This window comes from Muricoccus roseus (assembly GCF_900141905.1).
Taxonomy (GTDB): domain Bacteria; phylum Pseudomonadota; class Alphaproteobacteria; order Acetobacterales; family Acetobacteraceae; genus Roseomonas; species Roseomonas rosea.
In genome coordinates, this window is sequence record NZ_FQZF01000005.1 from 178,568 (window position 1) to 196,695 (window position 18,128).

15 protein-coding genes are annotated in these 18,128 nt (G+C 71.4%); 4 read left to right on the forward strand and 11 right to left on the reverse strand.

The genetic code is table 11. The features are described from left to right. Positions 1-43 precede the first annotated feature (43 nt). The 3 genes from BUB97_RS05865 to BUB97_RS05875 are packed head-to-tail and all read right to left on the reverse strand — an operon-like array spanning position 44 to position 3,649. Positions 44-853, reverse strand: coding sequence for a hypothetical protein (locus tag BUB97_RS05865; RefSeq protein WP_073132563.1), 810 nt, complete (start codon positions 851-853; stop codon positions 44-46). 5 nt (positions 854-858) lie between these two features. Then, the gene (locus BUB97_RS05870; RefSeq protein WP_073132565.1) at positions 859-1,845 is read right to left on the reverse strand and encodes a Bug family tripartite tricarboxylate transporter substrate binding protein; all 987 of its coding nucleotides are present in this window, start codon (positions 1,843-1,845) and stop codon (positions 859-861) included. Between the two features lie 40 nt (positions 1,846-1,885). Then, positions 1,886-3,649 carry a thiamine pyrophosphate-binding protein gene (locus tag BUB97_RS05875; RefSeq protein ID WP_175562565.1) on the reverse strand — a complete coding sequence of 588 codons (1,764 nt, stop codon included), beginning with the start codon at positions 3,647-3,649 and terminating at the stop codon, positions 1,886-1,888. A gap of 230 nt (positions 3,650-3,879) precedes the next feature. On the opposite strand from BUB97_RS05875, the gene BUB97_RS05880 reads away from it, so the two are divergent. Beyond that, positions 3,880-4,665 (forward strand): IclR family transcriptional regulator, encoded by a 786-nt coding sequence (locus BUB97_RS05880; protein WP_073132567.1) that lies wholly within the window; start codon positions 3,880-3,882, stop codon positions 4,663-4,665. A 12-nt stretch (positions 4,666-4,677) separates the two neighbouring features. On the opposite strand, the gene BUB97_RS05885 is transcribed toward BUB97_RS05880, so the two are convergent. After that, complete coding sequence (locus BUB97_RS05885) at positions 4,678-6,147, reverse strand: M81 family metallopeptidase (protein WP_073132570.1); 1,470 nt, start codon at positions 6,145-6,147, stop codon at positions 4,678-4,680. Positions 6,148-6,238: 91 nt separating this feature from the next. After that, complete coding sequence (locus BUB97_RS05890; RefSeq protein ID WP_245818203.1) at positions 6,239-6,652, reverse strand: GFA family protein; 414 nt, start codon at positions 6,650-6,652, stop codon at positions 6,239-6,241. Positions 6,653-6,883: 231 nt separating this feature from the next. Between BUB97_RS05890 and BUB97_RS05895 the strand changes: the two genes are divergently transcribed. After that, positions 6,884-7,216 carry a YMGG-like glycine zipper-containing protein gene (locus BUB97_RS05895; protein ID WP_086061933.1) on the forward strand — a complete coding sequence of 111 codons (333 nt, stop codon included), beginning with the start codon at positions 6,884-6,886 and terminating at the stop codon, positions 7,214-7,216. A gap of 83 nt (positions 7,217-7,299) precedes the next feature. Here BUB97_RS05895 and ypfJ read toward each other — a convergent pair whose 3' ends face one another. Together ypfJ and BUB97_RS05905 are read right to left on the reverse strand one after the other, a co-directional pair. Then, the gene (gene ypfJ, locus BUB97_RS05900; protein ID WP_073132574.1) at positions 7,300-8,214 is read right to left on the reverse strand and encodes a KPN_02809 family neutral zinc metallopeptidase; all 915 of its coding nucleotides are present in this window, start codon (positions 8,212-8,214) and stop codon (positions 7,300-7,302) included. Between the two features lie 68 nt (positions 8,215-8,282). Then, the gene (locus BUB97_RS05905) at positions 8,283-8,708 is read right to left on the reverse strand and encodes an organic hydroperoxide resistance protein (RefSeq protein ID WP_073132576.1); all 426 of its coding nucleotides are present in this window, start codon (positions 8,706-8,708) and stop codon (positions 8,283-8,285) included. 156 nt (positions 8,709-8,864) lie between these two features. On the opposite strand from BUB97_RS05905, the gene BUB97_RS05910 reads away from it, so the two are divergent. Beyond that, a complete protein-coding gene (locus BUB97_RS05910) occupies positions 8,865-9,323 on the forward strand; it encodes a MarR family winged helix-turn-helix transcriptional regulator (RefSeq protein ID WP_073132578.1) in 459 nt (152 codons plus the stop codon). Between the two features lie 103 nt (positions 9,324-9,426). Here BUB97_RS05910 and BUB97_RS05915 read toward each other — a convergent pair whose 3' ends face one another. Next, the gene (locus tag BUB97_RS05915) at positions 9,427-10,278 is read right to left on the reverse strand and encodes a Rossmann-fold NAD(P)-binding domain-containing protein (RefSeq protein ID WP_073132580.1); all 852 of its coding nucleotides are present in this window, start codon (positions 10,276-10,278) and stop codon (positions 9,427-9,429) included. A 46-nt stretch (positions 10,279-10,324) separates the two neighbouring features. Between BUB97_RS05915 and BUB97_RS05920 the strand changes: the two genes are divergently transcribed. Next, positions 10,325-11,173, forward strand: a complete 849-nt coding sequence (locus BUB97_RS05920; protein ID WP_073132582.1) for a tetratricopeptide repeat protein — start codon at positions 10,325-10,327, stop codon at positions 11,171-11,173. 28 nt (positions 11,174-11,201) lie between these two features. Here the strand turns inward: BUB97_RS05920 and fzlA are convergent, their stop codons facing one another. The 3 genes from fzlA to BUB97_RS05935 form a co-directional block, all read right to left on the reverse strand. After that, entirely contained in the window at positions 11,202-11,870 is a 669-nt protein-coding gene (fzlA, locus tag BUB97_RS05925) for an FtsZ-binding protein FzlA (protein ID WP_073132585.1), read from the reverse strand. 150 nt (positions 11,871-12,020) lie between these two features. Further along, a complete protein-coding gene (gene gltB, locus BUB97_RS05930; RefSeq protein WP_073132587.1) occupies positions 12,021-16,538 on the reverse strand; it encodes a glutamate synthase large subunit in 4,518 nt (1,505 codons plus the stop codon). A 14-nt stretch (positions 16,539-16,552) separates the two neighbouring features. Next, positions 16,553-17,989 (reverse strand): NAD(P)-dependent oxidoreductase, encoded by a 1,437-nt coding sequence (locus BUB97_RS05935; protein ID WP_073132589.1) that lies wholly within the window; start codon positions 17,987-17,989, stop codon positions 16,553-16,555. Positions 17,990-18,128: the final 139 nt, after the last annotated feature.

An 18,128-nucleotide genomic window follows, 5' to 3' on the forward strand; every position in this document is an offset into this window, starting at 1 on the left:
TGACGCCGCCCCCTTGGCACCGGAAGGGCGCGCGCGCCAGCGGTCAGTCCCGGGCGATGCGTGCGACGGCCTCCGCGGCCGTCATGCCTTCCGACACGCCGAAACGGCGGGCCGGCGCGTTGGCGCGGCTCACGATTCCATCCCCGAAGGTGGAGCGGGCATCGCCGATGCGGGCGCTCTCCGCCGAGACGGTCAGCCCCGCGATCCCGGCGGCCTCCAGGGCCGGCAGGCGGGACACCCCGGCCTCATCCTTGCCGATGCCCGCATCGTTGTAGACGGCGGCGCGCACCGCCGCGCTCACCGCGCTGCCGCGCCCGCCGAGCAGGCCGCCATGGCTGCCCGTGACGACGACCGCCCCGGCGTCCCCGGGCTGGACGAGGCTGTTGGAATCCACCCCGATCACCGGTACCCGCGCGCCGGGTATGGCGATGGGGAAGCGCGCCTCCGCCATGGGCGGGCGGGACAGGGGGCCGGGCGCGGGGGCGCCGCGCAGCAGCCGCTGCGCCTCCGCCATCCCGAGCCCCGGCGCGAGACCGAGGCGCATGGCCGCGCCATTCACCCGGCTCAGCACGCCGCAGGCGAGAAGGTCCTGCCCATCCCCGATCCGCGCGGAGAGGTGGGAGGCCGCACCCGCCGGAATGCCGAGTTCATCGAGCAGGGCGAGGCCGGCGACCCCGGCCCCTTCCCGTCCGATCCCGGCATCGCTGACGATGACCGCCGCCACCCCGGCCTTGGCGGCGAGATGACCGACATAGATCCCGCCATGGGAGGCCGCGACGCAGACGCGGCCCCGGCAGGAGGAATCGAGCTTCGTCGCGCTGTCGAAGACCAGCGCGCCCGCGTCATCCCCCATCGGGGCTATTCGACCCGGATGCCCGCATCCTGCACCAGCCGTTCCCATTTGGCGGTTTCGGCGGCGATGAAGCGGCCGGCCATCTCGGGGTTCCGCTCCTCAGGCGGCGGCACCTCCACGCCCAGGCCGGCCAGGCGCGCCTGGACGCCCTCATCGGCCAGGGCCGACCAGATGGCGGCCGAGATGGCCGAGACGACCGGGGCTGGCGTGCCGGCGGGGGCCAGCACGGCGTTCCATGTCGTCGCCTCGAAGCCGGGCACCGTCTCGGCCACGGTGGGGAGGTCCGGCAGGGCGGAGGAGCGGCGCGCGCCCGTCGTTGCGATGCCGCGCAGCGCGCCGCCGCGCACCTGGGCCGCGCCGGTCGCGACGCTGTCCATCACCAGCGCCACGCGGCCGGCCAGGAGGTCCGCCACGGCCGGCGCGGTGCCGCGATAGGGGATGTGCTCCGCCCGCACGCCCGTCATGCCCTTCAGCAGCTCCACCCCGAGATGAGAGGAGCCGCCGGCGCCGCTGCTGCCATAGGCGTGCTGGCCGGAGCGCAGGAACTGCAGCAGCCCGGGCATGTCGCGCACGGGGCTTTCGGGCGGCACCATGATGACCTGCGGCACCACGCCGATCAGCGCCACGGGCGCGAAATCCGCGCCAGGGTCGAAGGTGAGGCGCGAGCCGTGCAGCGCGCGGTGGACGGCATGGACCACCGTGGTGAAGAGCAGGGCGCTGCCATCCTTCGGCGCGCGGGCGATGTTCTCCGTGCCCGGCAGGGCGCCGCCGCCCGCGCGGTTCTCCACCACCACGCGCTGCGGCAGGGCGTTGGAGAGGCGTTCGGCCAGGATCCGCGCCACCGCGTCGGTCGGGCCGCCGGCGGCATAGGGGACCACCAGCCGCACCGGCCGGTCCGGCCAGGCGGGGGCCTGGGCAGAGGCGGTTAGGGCGAAGGCGGGGGCAAGGCCTGCGGCGGCCATTCCGGCCAGCAGGGCACGGCGAGCGATCATGACGTTCCTCCTCTTTTGCTTTTCGTGCGTCGAAGCGGGATCAGGCGATGCGGTCGCCCTTGCGGATGACGGCGGCGCGGTTGTCCACGCCGGGCAGCATCTTCGCGGGGTCGCGCGTCACGATGACGTCGAGCACCACCGGGCCCTTGGTCGCGATCGCCTGGCGCAGCGCGCCTTCCACCGCCTCGGGATCCTCCACGCGGATGCCGGTGCAGCCGAAGGCCTGGGCGATGGCGGCGAAATCCATCTCCTTCAGGTCGGAGGCGTGATAATTGCCCGCGCCATAGACGAGGTGCTGCAGCGCCTTCACATAGCCGGAGGCGGCGTTGTTCACGACGACGATGGTGATATCGAGATCGAGCCGCTTCGCCGTCTCCAGGTCGCCCAGAACCATGCAGAAGCCGCTGTCGCCGGTCATGGCGACGACGGGGCGCCCGGGCGCCGCGAGCGCCGCGCCCATCGCGCCCGGCAGGCCGTAGCCGATGGAGGCGAAGCCGCGATCCGGCACGAAGCCGCGGCCCGCGCGCTTGGTGTCGAAGAGCAGGCCGCCCCAATGCGCGGCGAAGCCGCCATCGGCGACGAGGATGCCGTCCTCCGGCAGGACCGTGTTGATGGCGGTCAGGAGGCGGGCGACGTTGATCGGCCGCTCGGTGGAGTGCAGCCGCTCCGCCACGCCCTCACGCCACTCGGCCATGCGCGCGGAGACCTGCGCGGCATAGCCGGCGTGGCGGGCCTTCATCTCGGCCGCGCGCGCGCCGAGCGCGGCGTGCAGGTCCTCGATGCCGAGCTTCGCATCGCCCCAGAGCAGGACATCGGCGCGCGTCGTGCGGCCGAACTCCTCCGCCACGATGTCGAGATGGATGATCGTCTTGCCCGGCGCCGGCACGGTGTAGCGCTTGGTCGCGATCTCGCCGAGCTTGCAGCCGACGACGAGGATGACGTCCGCCTCCTCGATCAGCCGGTTCGCGATGCGGTCGTAGCGGCCGAACAGCCCGGCGCTCAACGGATCGACGCAGGGAATGGCGCCCTTGCCCGTCAGCGTATGCGCGACAGGAATGTCGATGGCGCGCGCGAAGGCCGTCAGCGCATCCGCCGCGCCGGAGATGTGCACGCCGCCACCCGCGAGGATGATCGGGCGCGCCGCCTTCGCCAGCAGATCCGCCGCGCGCGCCACCGCCGCGCCATCCGGCCGGCAGCGCAGCGCGGGCGCCGCCTCATTCGCCGGATCCACCTCGAACTCCTCCGCCGGGAAGGCGTGGGTGGCGTGCATCAGGTCCTCGGGCAGGTCCACGACGACGGGGCCCGGCCGGCCAGTGGTGGCGACCGCGAAGGCGCGGCGCATCATCTCGGGGATGCGGTGGATGGCCTCGACCCGGATCAGCTCCTTGCAGACGGGGCGCAGCAGATCGACCTGCCGGCACTCCTGCGTCATGTTCTTCCAGGCGTGGTCGCGATGCGTGTCGCCGACGACGCAGACCATCGGCGTGCCGGCGTTCAGCGCCTCGGCCAGGCCGGTGACCAGGTTGGTGGCGCCCGGCCCGAGCGTCGCATCCGCCAGGCCGACGCGGCCGGAGACCTTCGCATAGGCATCGGCCACGAAGACGCCGGAGCGCTCGTCATTGATCAGGTGGTGCGGCATGCCGAAATGGCGCGCGGCCTCGTAGAAGGGCAGCAGCTGGAAGCCGCCCATGCCGAACATCGGGCCGCCGTTGAAGGCCCGGATCATGCGGGCCACCGCCTCGCCGCCCTGCATCTCGAGCACGGAGTTCACGGGGGCCGCGCTGTCGCGGATCGAATCGGGCATGGACGCTTTCCTCGGTGGTCTTTCGCGCGAAGGGCCCGGTGGCCGGGCGGGTGCCGGCTGGGCCGGGCGCCGATTCCTGCCGGACGGGCCTGTCCGTCGCGTTATTCCATTGGGTGGGATTGTTGTTCCCAATGGGTGGACGTTACGCAGCGCTCCCTGGATCGTCAACCGGTTTGCCCGGCCGGCGGCGCGGGCCCATAATCGGTTCTATCAGTTTGGATTTCAGAGAGTTGGACGACGCGGGCGGCGCTGATCACACCGGGAACCAGGGAATTGACCGGACCCTCTCCCTGCTCCGTGCGGTCGCGGCAGGCGAACGTGGCGGCGCCCGGCTGCACGAGATCGCCACCCGCACCGGCCTCTCCCGCTCCACCACGCATCGCCTCCTGGCGGCGCTGGTCCAGGCCGGGCTGCTGGAGCAGGACCCGGATTCGCCGCACTACCATCTCGGCTTCCAGATCTATGCGCTGGGCCGCACGGCCGCCCATCGCCACGGGCTGCTGACCATCGCGCAGGCCAGCCTGGTGCGGCTGGAGGAGTGGTCGGAGGACACGGTCTATCTGCAGATCCGCTCGGGCGACGACGCGCTTTGCATCGCGCGCCAGGAGGGCCGCTTTCCGATCAAGACGCTCACCCTGGCGGTGGGCGACCGGCGGCCGCTCGGCGTCGGCGCGGGTAGCCTGGCGCTGCTCTCCGCCCTGCCGGATGCGGCGGTTCAGCAGGCGGTTGCCGCGAATGCGGCGCGGCTCTCGGCCTACTCCGCCTTCACGCCGGCGCTGCTGCAATCGCTGGTGGCGAGGACTCGCGAGGACGGGTTCGCCACCAATCCCGGGCTGATCGTCCGTGGGATGGGCGCCGTCGGGGTGCCGATCCTGCGCAGGGATGGGCGCGTGGCCGGGGCGCTCAGCATCGCCGCGGTCGAAAGCCGCATGGGCGAGGCGCGCCGGGGGGAGATCGCCGCGCGCCTGCAGGAGGAGGCGCGCCGGATCGGCGAACGACTCGACGCGGTGGGCTGAAAGGCCGCGCCGCTAGCGCCGGTAGGATTCCGGCACATGCCGGAAGGGCAGCGCCGCGAGGTCCAGCGAGGCCGGGCCGGGGCAGTCGCATTCCACGATGAGGGAGCAGCGTTCCGCGAAGGCGGCGCGGAAGTGGTTCTTGCCCTTGTTGGCCATCAGCCGGGTTTCGCCGAGGTCGATGCCGTGCAGGGCGAAGAAGGCCGGATCCACCGCGGCTTCCTTGCGGCTGGTGACGATGATGCGCAGCGGCCCGGCGCGGAGGACGGCGGTGGGCCCGAGATCCACGGGGGAGCCGCGCTCCATCGGGCCCTCGTTGACGAAGCGGCCATCCGTCAGGCGTTCGACCGTGCCGGTGAAGGGGACGGGCGGGCCGAAGGCTTCCGTGACCCGGCCGCCGAGGGGGCGGGAAAGCGTGCCCCCCTCCCCGGCCGCCTGGGCCGCCTGGACGGTGGCGGGGTCGTGGAGGAAGGCGAAGACGGTGGGGATGCCGGGCGGGTTCTCCAGCAGCACGCGGAGGAGCCCGGGCGTGTCCGCGATGCCGCCGGAGAAGGGATTGTCGGCGGGGTCGAGCAGCGCGACGAGGCCGGGCGGGCCGGCGAGCGCGCGGGCCAGGCCTTCCTCCGGGCCGGGCAGCGAGACGGCGAAGCGGGGGCGGCGGGCCTCGATGGCCTGGGCGATGCGGGCGGCGGCGGCGCGGGCGGCCTCGGGCTCGGCGGCCCAGGCCATGCCGCAGGGGCGGGCATGGGGGCTGTCGCCCCAGGCGAAGCCGCCGAAGGGGAAGGCCTCGCAGACCGAGCCCTCCTCCAGCTCGTTCGCCATGGCCCAGACCTCGGCCATCGGGCCTCCTTCGCTTCCCGGAGCAGCCGAGCGCATGTGGAAGGAGTGGAGGACGAAGGGCAGCTTGGCGACGGCGCCATGCATCCTCGGCCCGCCCAGGATCCGGCGCTCCAGCATGGCCAGGGCGCGGGCGCCGGCGATGTCCATGTCGGTATGGGGGTAGCTGCGATAGGCGCTGGCGCCATCGAGCAGCTGCGCCACCTCCTCGGCCATGTCCGCGTGGAAGTCGAAGGAGGCGGTGAGCGGGGTTTCCGGGCCGATGGCGGCGCGGATGGCGCGGAGGATGGTGAGATCGGCCTCGGGGTCCGATTCCGTGACGCAGGCGCCGTGGAGCGAGAGATAGACGCCGTCGAAGCCGCCGGCGCGGAGTGGCGGCAGGACATCGTCCAGCCAGGCCTGGAGGACGGCATCCTCCATCGGGCCGCCGGGCTGCGCGCTGGCGCAGCGGAGGATGGTGGCGGACCAGTCCGGCCGGGCGGCGAGGAAGGCGGCGACGGCGCCGATCTCGGTGGCGGTTCCCGCGTAGCGGGCGAGGGCTTCGTCCCCCTCCACCCATTCGCGGGAGAGGAAGGCCTCCAGCCCCGTGGGGACGGGGGTGAAGGAGTTCCCTTCGAACCAGAGGCGGGCGACGGCGATTCTCGGCATGGGGGGAGTGTAGCGCCCGGGGCGGCGGGGGCTACCGGTGGTGGCCGGAGGGGGCGCGGCGGTCGGCCCGGCGGTCTTCAGGCGGCCATCGTCAGTCCGCCGGGATGAAGCGGAGCGTGCCTGCCCTGCGCGTGGGCTTGCCCGTGTCGTTCGTGTGGTTGACGCCATCCATGACGGGCACCTCGGGGAAGTCGAACGGGCTGACGCCTTCGAGGCAGGCGACGTTCACCGCATAGAGGTTCTGGTCGGATCGTCGCTGGTGATGCGTGTAGATGCCGCAGCGCGAACAGAAGAAGTGCTCCGCCGAGCCCGTGTGGAAGCGGTATCGCGTGAGCGCCTCCTCCCCGCGCAGGATCGTGATCCCGCCCATTTCCGCCATGGCGACGACGGCCCCCCGCATCCGGCAGTAGGAGCAGGTGCAGCGGCGGATGGACTCGAAGCCATCGCTGAGCGTCACCTCGAAGCGCACCGCGCCGCAGTGGCACTGGCCCATCCGGCGATTCATGTTGCTCACCATCCCGCCCTCATCTCGTCCGCGGATGGCTTCTACACCCGGTCGTCACGTGCGGAGGAGAAGGGGAAGGCAGGTGCATTCCGAGAGCCGGAGCGCAAGCCGGGGCTGATTTGGGGCGGGACAGCCACGATCCCGCCGCCTTCGGCCTTCAGCTTTCCTGAGAACGGAAGCACCGCACAGCCGTTGGAACCCGGTGCGAAAACCTTCCGAAGGGAGACGATAGTGACACGAATCTCGACACGCTGCCTGGCGGGGCTCGCCCTCGCTGCGAGCCTCGCGGCCTGCACCAACCCCTATGACCCCGGGCAGCGCGCGCTCGGCGGCGCCGCGATCGGCGCCGGGAGCGGCGCGGCGCTGGGCGCCATTGCGGGTGGTGGGCGCGGGGCGGCGATCGGGGCCGTGGCCGGCGGTGCCGTCGGCGCTATCACGGGCGCGGCGACCACGCCGCAGCCGGCGCCGGCCTATGGCTACGGTTATGGCTATGCGGCCCCGCCGCCCCCGCCGGTCTATTACGCGCCCCCGCCGCCGCCCCCGCCGGTTTACTACCGGTACTGAACGGAGAGGGCCGCCGGTCGGATGACCGGCGGCCCTTTCTCTGTCCGGGGCTCTGTGCGGGGCGGGGTTCAGCGCCGGGTTGGTCAGCCCTGGAAGGTGTCGCAGTCCCGGATGTTGCCGCTCTCCAGCCCGCGGCGGAACCAGCGGGTGCGCTGCTGGGCGCTGCCGTGGGTGAAGCTCTCCGGGCGGATGCGGCCGCCGGTCACGCGGTCGTCGCCCACGGCGGCGGCGGCGTTGAGCCCTTCCTCGATATCGCCCTGCTCCAGGATGTTGCGGGCGCGCTGGGCCTGGTTGGCCCACATGCCGGCGAGGCAGTCGGCCTGGAGCTCCACCCGCACCTGGAGCTGGTTGCGCTCGGCCTCCGAGGCACGGGCCTGGGCCTGCTGCACGCGGGGGAGGACGCCAAGGAGGTTCTGGACGTGGTGGCCGACCTCATGGGCGACGATATAGGCGGCCGCGAAATCGCCATTGGCGCCGAGCTGGCGCTGGAGGCGGGCCATGAAGTCGAGGTCGATGTAAACCCGGCGGTCATTGGGACAGTAGAAGGGGCCCGTCTGGGCCTGGGCGGCGCCGCAGCCGGACTGGGTGGCGCCGGAGAAGAGGACGAGGACCGGCTCCTCGTAGCGGCGGCCGAGCTGGGCGAATTGCTGGTTCCAGACCTGCTCGGTCTCGCCCAGGACCTGGGCGATGAAGCGGCGGCCGGCATCCTCGCTGCCCGCCTGCTGGGTGCGGCCGGGCTGCCCGCGGCCATCCGCGGAGGGGCCAGGGTCGATGCGGCGCTCCTGCGGGGCAGGCTGGGGTTCGGGGCCCATCCCGCCGCCGCCGAGGATCACGGACGGATCGACCCCCAGCAGCAGGGCGACGACCAGCAGCACCACGCCGCCGATGCCGCCCACCGCGATTCCGCCGCCCCGGCGGCCGCCGCCGAAGCCGCCCCCGAAGCCACCTTGGCCACGGCGGTCCTCGACGTTCTGGCTTTCGGGTCCATCGAGGCGCATGGCGTGGGGAATTCCTGGTTGCGGGCGGAGGGCGAACGCCCGCCCGCAAGCCAGGGTTGCGGGCCGGTTCAGGCGACGGTCAGCTGCACGTCCACATTGCCGCGGGTGGCGTTGGAATAGGGGCACACCTGGTGGGCCTTCTCGACCAGGGCCTGGGCATCCTCCCGCGAGAGGCCGGGCAGCGAGACGGTGAGGGCGGCGGTAATGCCGAAGCCGCCCTCGCTGCGCGGGCCGATGCCGATCTCGGCGGTGACGGTGGTGTCGGCGGGGACCTTGGGGCCGCCCTGCGAGGCGACGAACTTCATGGCGCCGAGGAAGCAGGCCGAGTAGCCGGCGGCGAAGAGCTGCTCGGGGTTGTTGCCCGTGCCGCCGGCGCCACCCAGCTCCTTCGGGGTGGAGAGCTGGACATCCAGCGCGCCATCGGCGGTGCGGGAGCGGCCGTCGCGCCCGCCCGTGGCGGTGGCGGAGGTGCGGTAGAGGACGTTCACGGACATGGCGGATGCCTTTCGTCAGGTTCCGCGCCGGGTCATCCGGTGCGGCGTTGAGCGGAGCTTTGCACCCGATTCAGTCGCGCGATCCATTTCGATGCATGGGCGTCATGCGGATTGGGCGTGCGCGGATTGATCGCGCACGATCTATCTTGTGGGATCATGCCGGCTGCCTCGCCCCCCTCCCCCGTGCCGCAACTCGCGGAGATGCTCTGCTTCTCCGTCTATGCGGCCAACCATGCCCTCACCCGCGTCTACAAGCCGCTGCTGGAGCCGCTGGGCCTGACCTATCCGCAGTATCTCGTGATGCTCAGCCTCTGGGGCGAGGATGGGCAGACGGTGGGGCGGATCGGGGATCAGCTCTTCCTGGAATCCAGCACGGTGACGCCGCTGTTGAAGCGGCTGGAGGCGGCGGGGCTGGTTTCCCGCGCGCGGGACCAGGCGGATGAGCGGGTGGTGCGGGTGCGACTGACCGAGCAAGGCCGGGCCCTGCGGGACAAGGCGGCTTCGATCCCTGAATGCATCCTGCAGGCAACCGGGTTGGAACTGGACGCGGCGCTGCGCCTGCGGGACGAAATGGGGCGGCTTCGGGATTCGCTGGCGGCGCGGGACGAGGACTGAGACCGAGGCGTGTTCGGACGCTTCGCGTTTGAGGGCTCCGCCCTCATTCGCCAGGAGCCTGGGGCCATTGGAGCCGCATGGAAGGCAGTGTCAGCCCAGGACCCTACCCCTCCTCAGCCAGGATGGCGGCCAATCCTTCGCGCCATGTCGGATGCCGCCAGGAGAGGCCGAGCGCGGCCTTGGTGCGGGCGTTGGCGATCCGCCGGTTCTCCGACCAGAAGGAGAGCGCCATGGGGGACATGGTGGCGCGGGCTTCCTCGAAGGGGATGGGGGGCGGCGGTTGGAGGCCGAGAAGGCGGGCGGCGCCTTCCGTGACCGCGGCGCTCTCGGCGGGTTCGTCGTCGGCCAGGTGCAGGACGCGGGTGCCCGGCGGCGGCGGGGCGGAGGCGGCGGCGAGGACGGCGCGGGCGATGTCCTCCACATGGATGCGGCTGAAGGCGTGGCCCGGCTTGATGACGCGGCGGGCGGTGCCGGCGCGGAGATCGTCCAGGGCGCTTCGGCCCGGGCCGTAGATGCCGGCGCAGCGGAAGAGGTCGACGGTGGCGCGCGGGGCGAAGGCTTCCCATTGGCTCTCCGCGGCGCGGCGGCGGAGGGAGCGGGGCTGGGCAGGGGCGGGTTCGGTGGTTTCGTCCACCCAGGCGCCGCCGCGGTCTCCGTAGACGCCGGTGGTGGAGAGATAGCCGATCCAGCGAAGGCTGGCGGCCCGCAGGGCTTCGGCATGGGTGGCGAGGACGGGGTCGCCCCCCTCACCCGGTGGCGCGGTGCTGACGAGATGGGTGGCGGCGCGGAACGCCTCCCCGGCTTCCGCGAAGGGGATCAGGGTGACGCCGGGGGGCACTGCCACCCGCGCCGGGTCCCGCGCGGTGGCGGTGACGCGCCAGCCGGCGGCGCGGGCGGCGCGCGCGATGGCGGCGCCGCTGAATCCGAGGCCGATAACGAGCAGATGAGGGTCCATTGCGCATGCATGGCGGCTCGCGCTGCGGGCCGCTAGATTGGCGGCGATGCGAATCCTGTCCCGTCACGCGCTTCTGGGCGCCGCCGTGGTCGCGCTGGCCCTGGCGCTGGGCGGCGGCTGGTGGTGGACGAACCCGGAGCCCCGGCTGGCAATGCCCGTGCCGGAGGCCTCCGAAGAGGTGTTGCCGCTCCCGCCCGAGCCGCCGCGCGTGGCGGACAGCCCGGACTACGAGGCCTGCCTGGGCAAGCTGCGCGACGACGCACAGGGCGCGCTGGGCTTCGCCGAGGCGTGGGAGGCGCGCGGGGGTGGCGACGGGGCGCGGCATTGCTCGGCTCTGGCGCTGCTGGCCCTGGGCGAGCCGGAACGTGCGGGTTCAAGGCTGGAGGCGCTGGCCGGGCGCTCCGCCGCCGGGGCGGCCGCGCGGGCGGCGGTGTTCGGCCAGGCGGGGCAGGCCTGGATGGTGGCGGGCCAGTCGCTGCGGGCCCATGGCGCCTTCACCATGGCGCTGACGCTGACGCCGAACGACCCGGAGCTGCTGGTGGACCGGGCGATCGCGGCCGGGATGCTCGGGCGCTTCACCGACTCCCTGGCGGATGCGGACCGCGCCCTGGCGCAGGACGGGCAGCGCGCGGAAGCCTGGGTGTTCCGGGCGGCGGCGCTGCGCCATCTCGACCGGGCACAGGAGGCGTTGCGGGACATCGAGCGGGCGCTGGCCCTGGAGCCCGGCAGCCCCGAGGCGCTGCTGGAGCGCGGCATCCTCCGCCAACTGCAGGGCGACACGGCCGGGGCGCGGTCCGATTGGGAAAGCGTGCTGGCGAACAGCCCGGACAGCGCGGCGGCAGATCTGGCGCAGCAGAATCTGGCGTTGAACGCGGCCGGACCGGCGCGGCGCTAGGGTGGAGCCCGGGAGAGCCCCGGGACCTTCAGAAGTCCAGGTCGGCGTAGTGCTGCGGCGGGGTGAGGCCGCTGACGCGGTCGCCGAGGATGGGGCGGAAGGACGGGCGGGACTTCACCCGGGCATACCAGTCCTTCATCGCGTCGTTCAGGGACCAGTCGATGTCCCCGATATAGTCGAGGCAGGAGAGGTGGGCGGCGGCGGCGAGGTCGGCGAGGGAGAGCTGACTGCCGGCGAGCCAGGCGCGGGTTTCGGCGAGCCAGCCGAGATATTCGATATGCGGCTTGAGATTGGCGTAGCCAGCACGGAGCGCGCCCGCATCCGGGTTGCCGCGGCCGAGCATGCGCTTGAGCTGCTTCTCGAAATACAGGTTGCGCGTGACCTCGCGCGTGAACTTGTCGTCGAACCAGGCGACGAGGCGGCGCACCTCGGCGCGCTCGGCATGGGTGCGGCCGAGCAGGGGTGTATCGGGATAGGCTTCGTCGAGATATTCGCAGATGGCGTAGCTGTCCGCGATGACGAGGCCGTTCTCCTCCTCCAGCACCGGCACGGTGCCGGCCGGGTTCATGGCGAGGAACTCCTCGCGCCTTTCCCAGATCCGCTCGGCGCGCAACTCGAAGGGAATGCGCTTCTCGTGAAGCGCGAGACGCACCTTGCGGCAGGCGGGGGAGAGCGGGAGGTGATGGAGGATGCGCACGGTGACGGCCTTCTGCCACCCGGCCCCGTTGCGGGCAAGATAGAAGGGGGTTGAAGGATGGCCTTCAACACCTTGTTGCAGCTAAGTTTGCGCCGCGAGTGACAGGAACGTCACGCTGGGGCCGGCGGTGCGCGCCGGCCCCGGGTGGCGCTACTCCGCGGCCATGAGCTGATCGCTCATCGGCTGAGGCAGCAGCCCGGCATAGTCCTTCGGCACCACATGCCAGAAGGCGCCGCGCTCCGCGTTCCAGTCGTTCAGGATGCGGGCGGCGAGGCGCGAGCCCGTTTCCTGCACGTGGCGCGCGATGAGGTCGCGCAGCACGCCTTCCCAATGCGCCGAGCCCAGCCGGGCCCAGAGCAGGGTGTCGCGGTTGAGGCGGCGCTCGAAGGTGCCGTCCGCATCCCAGACGAAGGCATGGCCGCCCGTGAAGCCGGCGCCGAAATTGTCGCCGACCGCGCCGAGGATCACGACCGTGCCGCCGGTCATGTATTCGCAGCCATTGGCGCCGATGCCCTCCACCACGGCGGTGGCGCCGGAGTTGCGGACCGCGAAGCGCTCCCCCCCCTGCCCCGCCGCGAAGAGCTCGCCCGCCGTCGCGCCGTAGAGCACGGTATTGCCGACGATGGTGTTCTCCTCCCAGACGAAGTTGGCGGAGGGGCCGGGACGGACCGTGATGGTGGCGCCGGACAGGCCCTTGCCGACATAGTCGTTGGCGTCGCCCAGCACCTCCAGCTTCAGGCCCCGCACGCCGAAGGCGCCGAGGGACTGGCCGGCCGAGCCGCGCAGGCGGACGGTGAGGTGGCCGGGCTGCAGGCCGGTCATCCCGAACTGGCGGACGATCATCGAGCTGGTCTTGGTGCCGATGGCGCGATGCGTGTTCTGGATGTTGTACTGCAGCTGCATCTTCTCGGCGCGCGAGAAGAGGGCCTGGGCGTCGCGGATCATGTCCGCATCCAGGGTCTCGGGCACCTCGTTGCGGCCTTCCAGCGTGCAATGCGACGGGTGGCCGCCCGCATCGGCCTGGACCAGCAGCGGGTTCAGGTCGAGGTCGTCGAGGTCCTCGGCGCCGCGGGAGACCTGCTTCAGCAGGTCGGTGCGGCCGATGACGTCCTCCAGCTTGCGGAAGCCGAGGGAGGCGAGGATCTCGCGCACCTCCTCCGCGACGAAGGAGAAGAGGGAGATGACCTTCTCCGGGCTGCCCTCGAACTTGGCGCGGAGCGCCTCGTCCTGGGTGCAGACGCCGACAGGGCAGGTGTTGGAGTGGCACTGGCGGACCATGATGCAGCCCATGGCCACCAGGGATGCCGTGCCGATGCCGAACTCCTCGGCGCCGAGCATGGCGGCCACCACCACGTCGCGGCCGGTCTTGATGCCGCCATCGGTGCGCAGCTTCACGCGGTGGCGGAGGCGGTTGAGTAGCAGCACCTGGTGGGTCTCGGAGAGGCCCATTTCCCAGGGGAGGCCGGCATATTTGATGGAGGTGACGGGGGATGCGCCCGTGCCGCCGGAATGGCCGGAGACGAGGATGGCATCCGCCTTCGCCTTGGCGACGCCCGCCGCGATGGTGCCGATGCCGCTGCGCGAGACGAGCTTCACGCAGACCGTCGCCTCGGGGTTGATCTGCTTCAGGTCATAGATGAGCTGGGCGAGATCCTCGATCGAGTAGATGTCGTGGTGCGGCGGGGGCGAGATGAGGGTGACGCCCGGGGTGGAGTGGCGGAGCTTCGCGATGAGGCCCGTCACCTTGAAGCCGGGGAGCTGGCCGCCCTCGCCGGGCTTGGCGCCCTGCGCGACCTTGATCTCGATCTCGCGACAGTTGTTCAGGTATTCCGCCGTGACGCCGAAGCGGCCGGAGGCGATCTGCTTGATGGCGGAGTTCGCGTTGTCGCCATTCGCGCGGGGCTTGGCGCGCGCGGGGTCCTCGCCGCCCTCCCCGGAGTCAGAGCGGGCGCCGATGCGGTTCATGGCGATGGAGAGCGTCTCATGCGCCTCCGGGCTGAGGGCGCCGAGGGAGATGCCGGGCGCGAGCAGGCGCTTGCGGATCTCGGTGATGCTCTCGACCTCCTCCAGCGGGATCGGCCTGGCCGCGCTCTCGCGGAAGTCCAGCAGGTCGCGCAGCGCGACGGGCGGCTGCTGCCGCACGGCATGGCTGTAGCGCCGGAAGGTTTCGTAGCTGTCGGAATCGACCGCCTTCTGCAGCAGGTGGATGAGGCTGCCCTCGAAGGCATGGGCCTCGCCGCGGCGGCGCAGCTTGTAGAGCCCGCCGACGGGGAGCGTGACCTTGCCGGCGTCCCAGGCGGCCCGGTGCATGTCCAGCACGCGCCGGGCGATGCCGGAGAGGCCGATGCCGGAGATGCGGGACTGCGTGCCCGGGAAGAACTCCGCGACCAGCGCGCGGGAGAGGCCGATGGCCTCGAAGTTCATGCCGCCGCGATAGGAGGAGAGGACGCCGATGCCGATCTTGGACATCGTCTTCAGCAGGCCCTTGTCGATGGCCTTGCGGTACTTGGCGACGCATTCCTCCAGCGTCATGCCGGGGAAGAGGCCGCGGCGGTGGCGGTCCGCGATGCTCTCCTGGGCGAGATAGGCGTTCACCGTGGTCGCGCCCGCGCCGATGAGGACGGCGAAGTAGTGCACGTCCATGCATTCGGCGGAGCGGATGTTCAGGCTGGTGAAGGTGCGCAGGCTGTGGCGGACGAGATGCGTGTGCACCGCGCCGACCGCGAGGATCATCGGGATGCAGGCGCGTTCCTCGCCCTGCGCCTCATCGGAGAGGATGACATGGGAGCAGCCGGAGCGGACGCCCTCCTCCGCCTCGCGGCGGATGCGCTCCAGCGCCCGGCGCAGGCCGGGCTCGCCCTCGGCCACGGGGAAGGTCGCGTCCACCTCGCAGGCGGTGTCGCCCATATAGGCGCGCATGGCGACGAACTCGGCGTTGGACAGCACGGGGCTGTCCAGCATGAGCATGTCGCACTGGGTCGGGTCCTCGTCGAGGATGTTCCCCAGATTGCCGAGGCGGGTCTTGATCGTCATCACCCGCGTCTCGCGCAGGCTATCGATCGGCGGGTTCGTCACCTGGGCGAAGGCCTGGCGGAAGTAGTGGTGCAGGCCGCGATACTGGCGCGAGAGCACGGCGATGGGCGTGTCGTCGCCCATGGAGCCGATGGCCTCGGCGCCCTCCTCCACCATCGGGTGCAGGATCGCCTCCAGGTCCTCGAGCGTGTAGCCCATGGAGAGCTGGCGGCGGCGCAGCGCCTCGCCCTCCAGCGCCGAGACCTCGGGGGCGTGGGACTTGACGATCTCGTCGATGCGGGTGGTGCGCGCGGTCCAGTCGCCCCAGGGCTTGCGGGCGGCCAGCATGTCCTTGAGCTGTCCGTCGTCGTAGAAGCGGGCCTCGTTCAGGTCCACGCCGATGCACTGGCCCGGGCCAAGTCGGCCGCGCGCGATCACCAGGTCCTCGGGCACGCGGACCATGCCGGTCTCGCTGCCCACGACCAGCATGCGGTCGGCGGTGATGGTGTAGCGCATGGGGCGCAGGCCGTTGCGGTCCAGCCCGGCGACGACCCAGCGGCCATCGGTGGCCGCGATGGCGGCCGGGCCGTCCCAGGGCTCCATCACGGCGTTGCAGTAGAGGAACAGCTCCTGGTGTGCGCGGGGCATGGTGGCGTTGGAGCCGATGCTCTCGGGGATGAGCATCGCCTTGGCCATGGGCGCGTCGCGGCCGGCGCGGACCAGCAGCTCGAACACGTTGTCGAGGCTGGCAGTATCGGAGTTCCCGGCCTGAACGACGGGCTTGACGTCCTCCATGAAGGGGTCGAGCAGCGCGTGGGAGAGGCGCGTCTCGTGGCTCTTCATCCAGTTGACGTTGCCGTGCACCGTGTTGATCTCGCCGTTATGGGCGAGGGTGCGGAAGGGCTGGGCCAGGCGCCAGGTGGGGAAGGTGTTGGTGCTGTAGCGCTGATGGTAGATGGCGAAGCGGCTGACGAAGCGGCTGTCCGTCAGGTCGGGGTAGAAGACCGACAGGCTCTCGGCCAGGAACATGCCCTTGTAGATGATGGAGCGGCAGGAGAGCGTGCAGAGATAGAGGTCCGGGATCTGCGCGGCGATGGCCTGCTTCTCGATCCGGCGGCGGATAACGTAGAGGTCGCGCTCGTACAGGTCCTCGTCCCGCTGTTCCGGGTCGTAGATGAGGATCTGCTCGATCTCGGGGCGGGTGGCGTTGGCCTTCTCGCCGATGCAGGTGACGTCGATGGGCACCTGGCGCCAGCCATAGATGCCGAGGCCGGCGTTCAGGATCTCGGTCTCGACGATGGAGCGGCAGCGCTCCTGCGCGCCGAGGTCGGTCTTGGGCATGAAGACCATGCCGACGCCGATGCGGCCGGGGCGCAGGCGGTCGCCGCCATCGGCCACGGCCTGGGCGAAGAAGTCCTGCGGGATCTCGAGATGGATGCCGGCGCCGTCGCCGGTCTTGCCGTCCGCATCCACGGCGCCGCGGTGCCAGACGGCCTTGAGCGCGTCGATGCCGGCCTGCACGACCTCGCGTCGGGCGACCCCGTCCAGCGCGGCGACGAGGCCGACGCCGCAGGCATCGTGCTCGGTGATGTCGATATGCGCCTCGTCGCGCAGCGCGGCGGCGTTGCGGAGGTGCTGGGAAACGTAGTCGGTCATGGTCGCTCCTCCGCTCACTCGGCGGCCTGGGGAACGGTCTTCTGCGCGGTCACGTATTCGGCGATGCGCTCGGCCACGTCGCGTCCGTCGCGGATACCCCAGACGACGAGGGAGGCGCCGCGGACGATGTCGCCGGCGGCGAAGACGCCGGGAAGGCTCGTCATCATGCTGCGGCGGTCCACGGCGAGGGTGCCCCAGCGGGAGACCTTGAGCCCGGGCTCGCCGAACATGGTGGGCAGGTCCTCCGGGTCGAAGCCAAGGGCCTTGATGACAAGGTCGGCGGGCTCGATGAAGGAGGAGCCGGGGATCGGCTCGACCTGCTGGCGGCCGGTGGCGTCGGGCAGGCCGAGATGCATCTTCGTCACGCGCACGCCGGTGACGCTCCCCTCGCCCTCGAAGCCCTCGGGTGCCGTCAGCCAGGAGAAGCGCACGCCTTCCTCCTCGGCATTGTGCACCTCGCGCATGGAGCCGGGCATGTTGGCCTTGTCGCGCCGGTAGAGGCAGGTGACGGAGGCGGCGTCCTGGCGGATGGAGGTGCGGATGCAGTCCATCGCCGTGTCGCCGCCGCCGATGACGACGACGCGCTTGCCCCGGGCGTTCAGCGCGCCGCTGTCGAATTCCGGCACGGAATCGCCCAGCCCCTTGCGGTTGGAGGCGGTGAGGAAATCCATCGCGGGGACGACGCCGCCGAGATGCGAGCCGGGCACCTCGATGTCGCGGGCCTTGTAGACGCCGGTGGCGATGAGAACGGCGTCGTGGCGCGCGCGGAGCTCCTCGAGTGTCACGTCGCGGCCGATCTCGCAGTTCATGTGGAAGGTGATGCCGCCTTCCGCGAACTGGGCGGTGCGGCGGGTGATGACATCCTTCTCCAGCTTGAAGTTCGGGATGCCGTAGATCATCAGCCCGCCGGCGCGGTCGTAGCGGTCATACACATGGACCTGCCAACCGGCGGTGCGGAGCTTCTCGGCGGCCGCGAGGCCGGCGGGGCCGGCGCCGATGATGCCGACGGAGTGCTCCAGCTCGCGCACGGGCCTGGGCGGCTTGACCCAGCCCTTCTCCCAGGCGGTGTCGTTGATGTAGCGCTCGACGGCGCCGATGGTGACGGCCTCGAAGCCCTTCTCGATGACGCAGTTGCCCTCGCAGAGGCGGTCCTGCGGGCAGACGCGGCCGCAGATCTCGGGGAAGGTGTTGGTGGCCGAGTTCACCTCATAGGCTTCCTCGAGCCGGCCTTCGGCGGTGAGCTTCAGCCAGTCCGGAATATTCTGCTGGAGCGGGCAGTGGACGGAGCAGAAGGGCACGCCGCATTGCGAGCAACGGCTGGCCTGCTCGGCCGCGCGGGCGGGGTCAAAGCGCTTGTAGATCTCGTCGAAGTCCTCGCGGCGGATCGTCGCGGGACGCTTCTCCGGCGTCTGCTGGGAGAGGCGGACGAATTGCAGCATGCGCTCGGCCATGGCGCGATCCTTGCTCAGATGGAATGAGCCCGACAGCAAGTGGCGGCCTGTCGAGGACCCGTTTCGGCGGCGTTTTGCCATGCCGAAACCGGGCTCGCGAGTTCAAAATCGGCGATAGGACAGCATGGCTGCCCATGTT

Bases quoted from the DNA above. Each gene is read 5' to 3' on its own strand.
- BUB97_RS05910 (WP_073132578.1), top strand. From the start codon at position 8,865: ATGCCGGCTGCCTCGCCCCCCTCCCCCGTGCCGCAACTCGCGGAGATG.
- BUB97_RS05890 (WP_245818203.1), bottom strand. From the start codon at position 6,652: ATGAATCGCCGGATGGGCCAGTGCCACTGCGGCGCGGTGCGCTTCGAG.
- BUB97_RS05885 (WP_073132570.1), bottom strand. From the start codon at position 6,147: ATGCCGAGAATCGCCGTCGCCCGCCTCTGGTTCGAAGGGAACTCCTTC.
- BUB97_RS05935 (WP_073132589.1), bottom strand. From the start codon at position 17,989: ATGGCCGAGCGCATGCTGCAATTCGTCCGCCTCTCCCAGCAGACGCCG.
- BUB97_RS05865 (WP_073132563.1), bottom strand. From the start codon at position 853: ATGGGGGATGACGCGGGCGCGCTGGTCTTCGACAGCGCGACGAAGCTC.
- BUB97_RS05905 (WP_073132576.1), bottom strand. From the start codon at position 8,708: ATGTCCGTGAACGTCCTCTACCGCACCTCCGCCACCGCCACGGGCGGG.
- BUB97_RS05870 (WP_073132565.1), bottom strand. From the start codon at position 1,845: ATGATCGCTCGCCGTGCCCTGCTGGCCGGAATGGCCGCCGCAGGCCTT.
- BUB97_RS05875 (WP_175562565.1), bottom strand. From the start codon at position 3,649: ATGCCCGATTCGATCCGCGACAGCGCGGCCCCCGTGAACTCCGTGCTC.
- BUB97_RS05920 (WP_073132582.1), top strand. From the start codon at position 10,325: ATGCGAATCCTGTCCCGTCACGCGCTTCTGGGCGCCGCCGTGGTCGCG.
- gltB (WP_073132587.1), bottom strand. From the start codon at position 16,538: ATGACCGACTACGTTTCCCAGCACCTCCGCAACGCCGCCGCGCTGCGC.
- BUB97_RS05915 (WP_073132580.1), bottom strand. From the start codon at position 10,278: ATGGACCCTCATCTGCTCGTTATCGGCCTCGGATTCAGCGGCGCCGCC.
- ypfJ (WP_073132574.1), bottom strand. From the start codon at position 8,214: ATGCGCCTCGATGGACCCGAAAGCCAGAACGTCGAGGACCGCCGTGGC.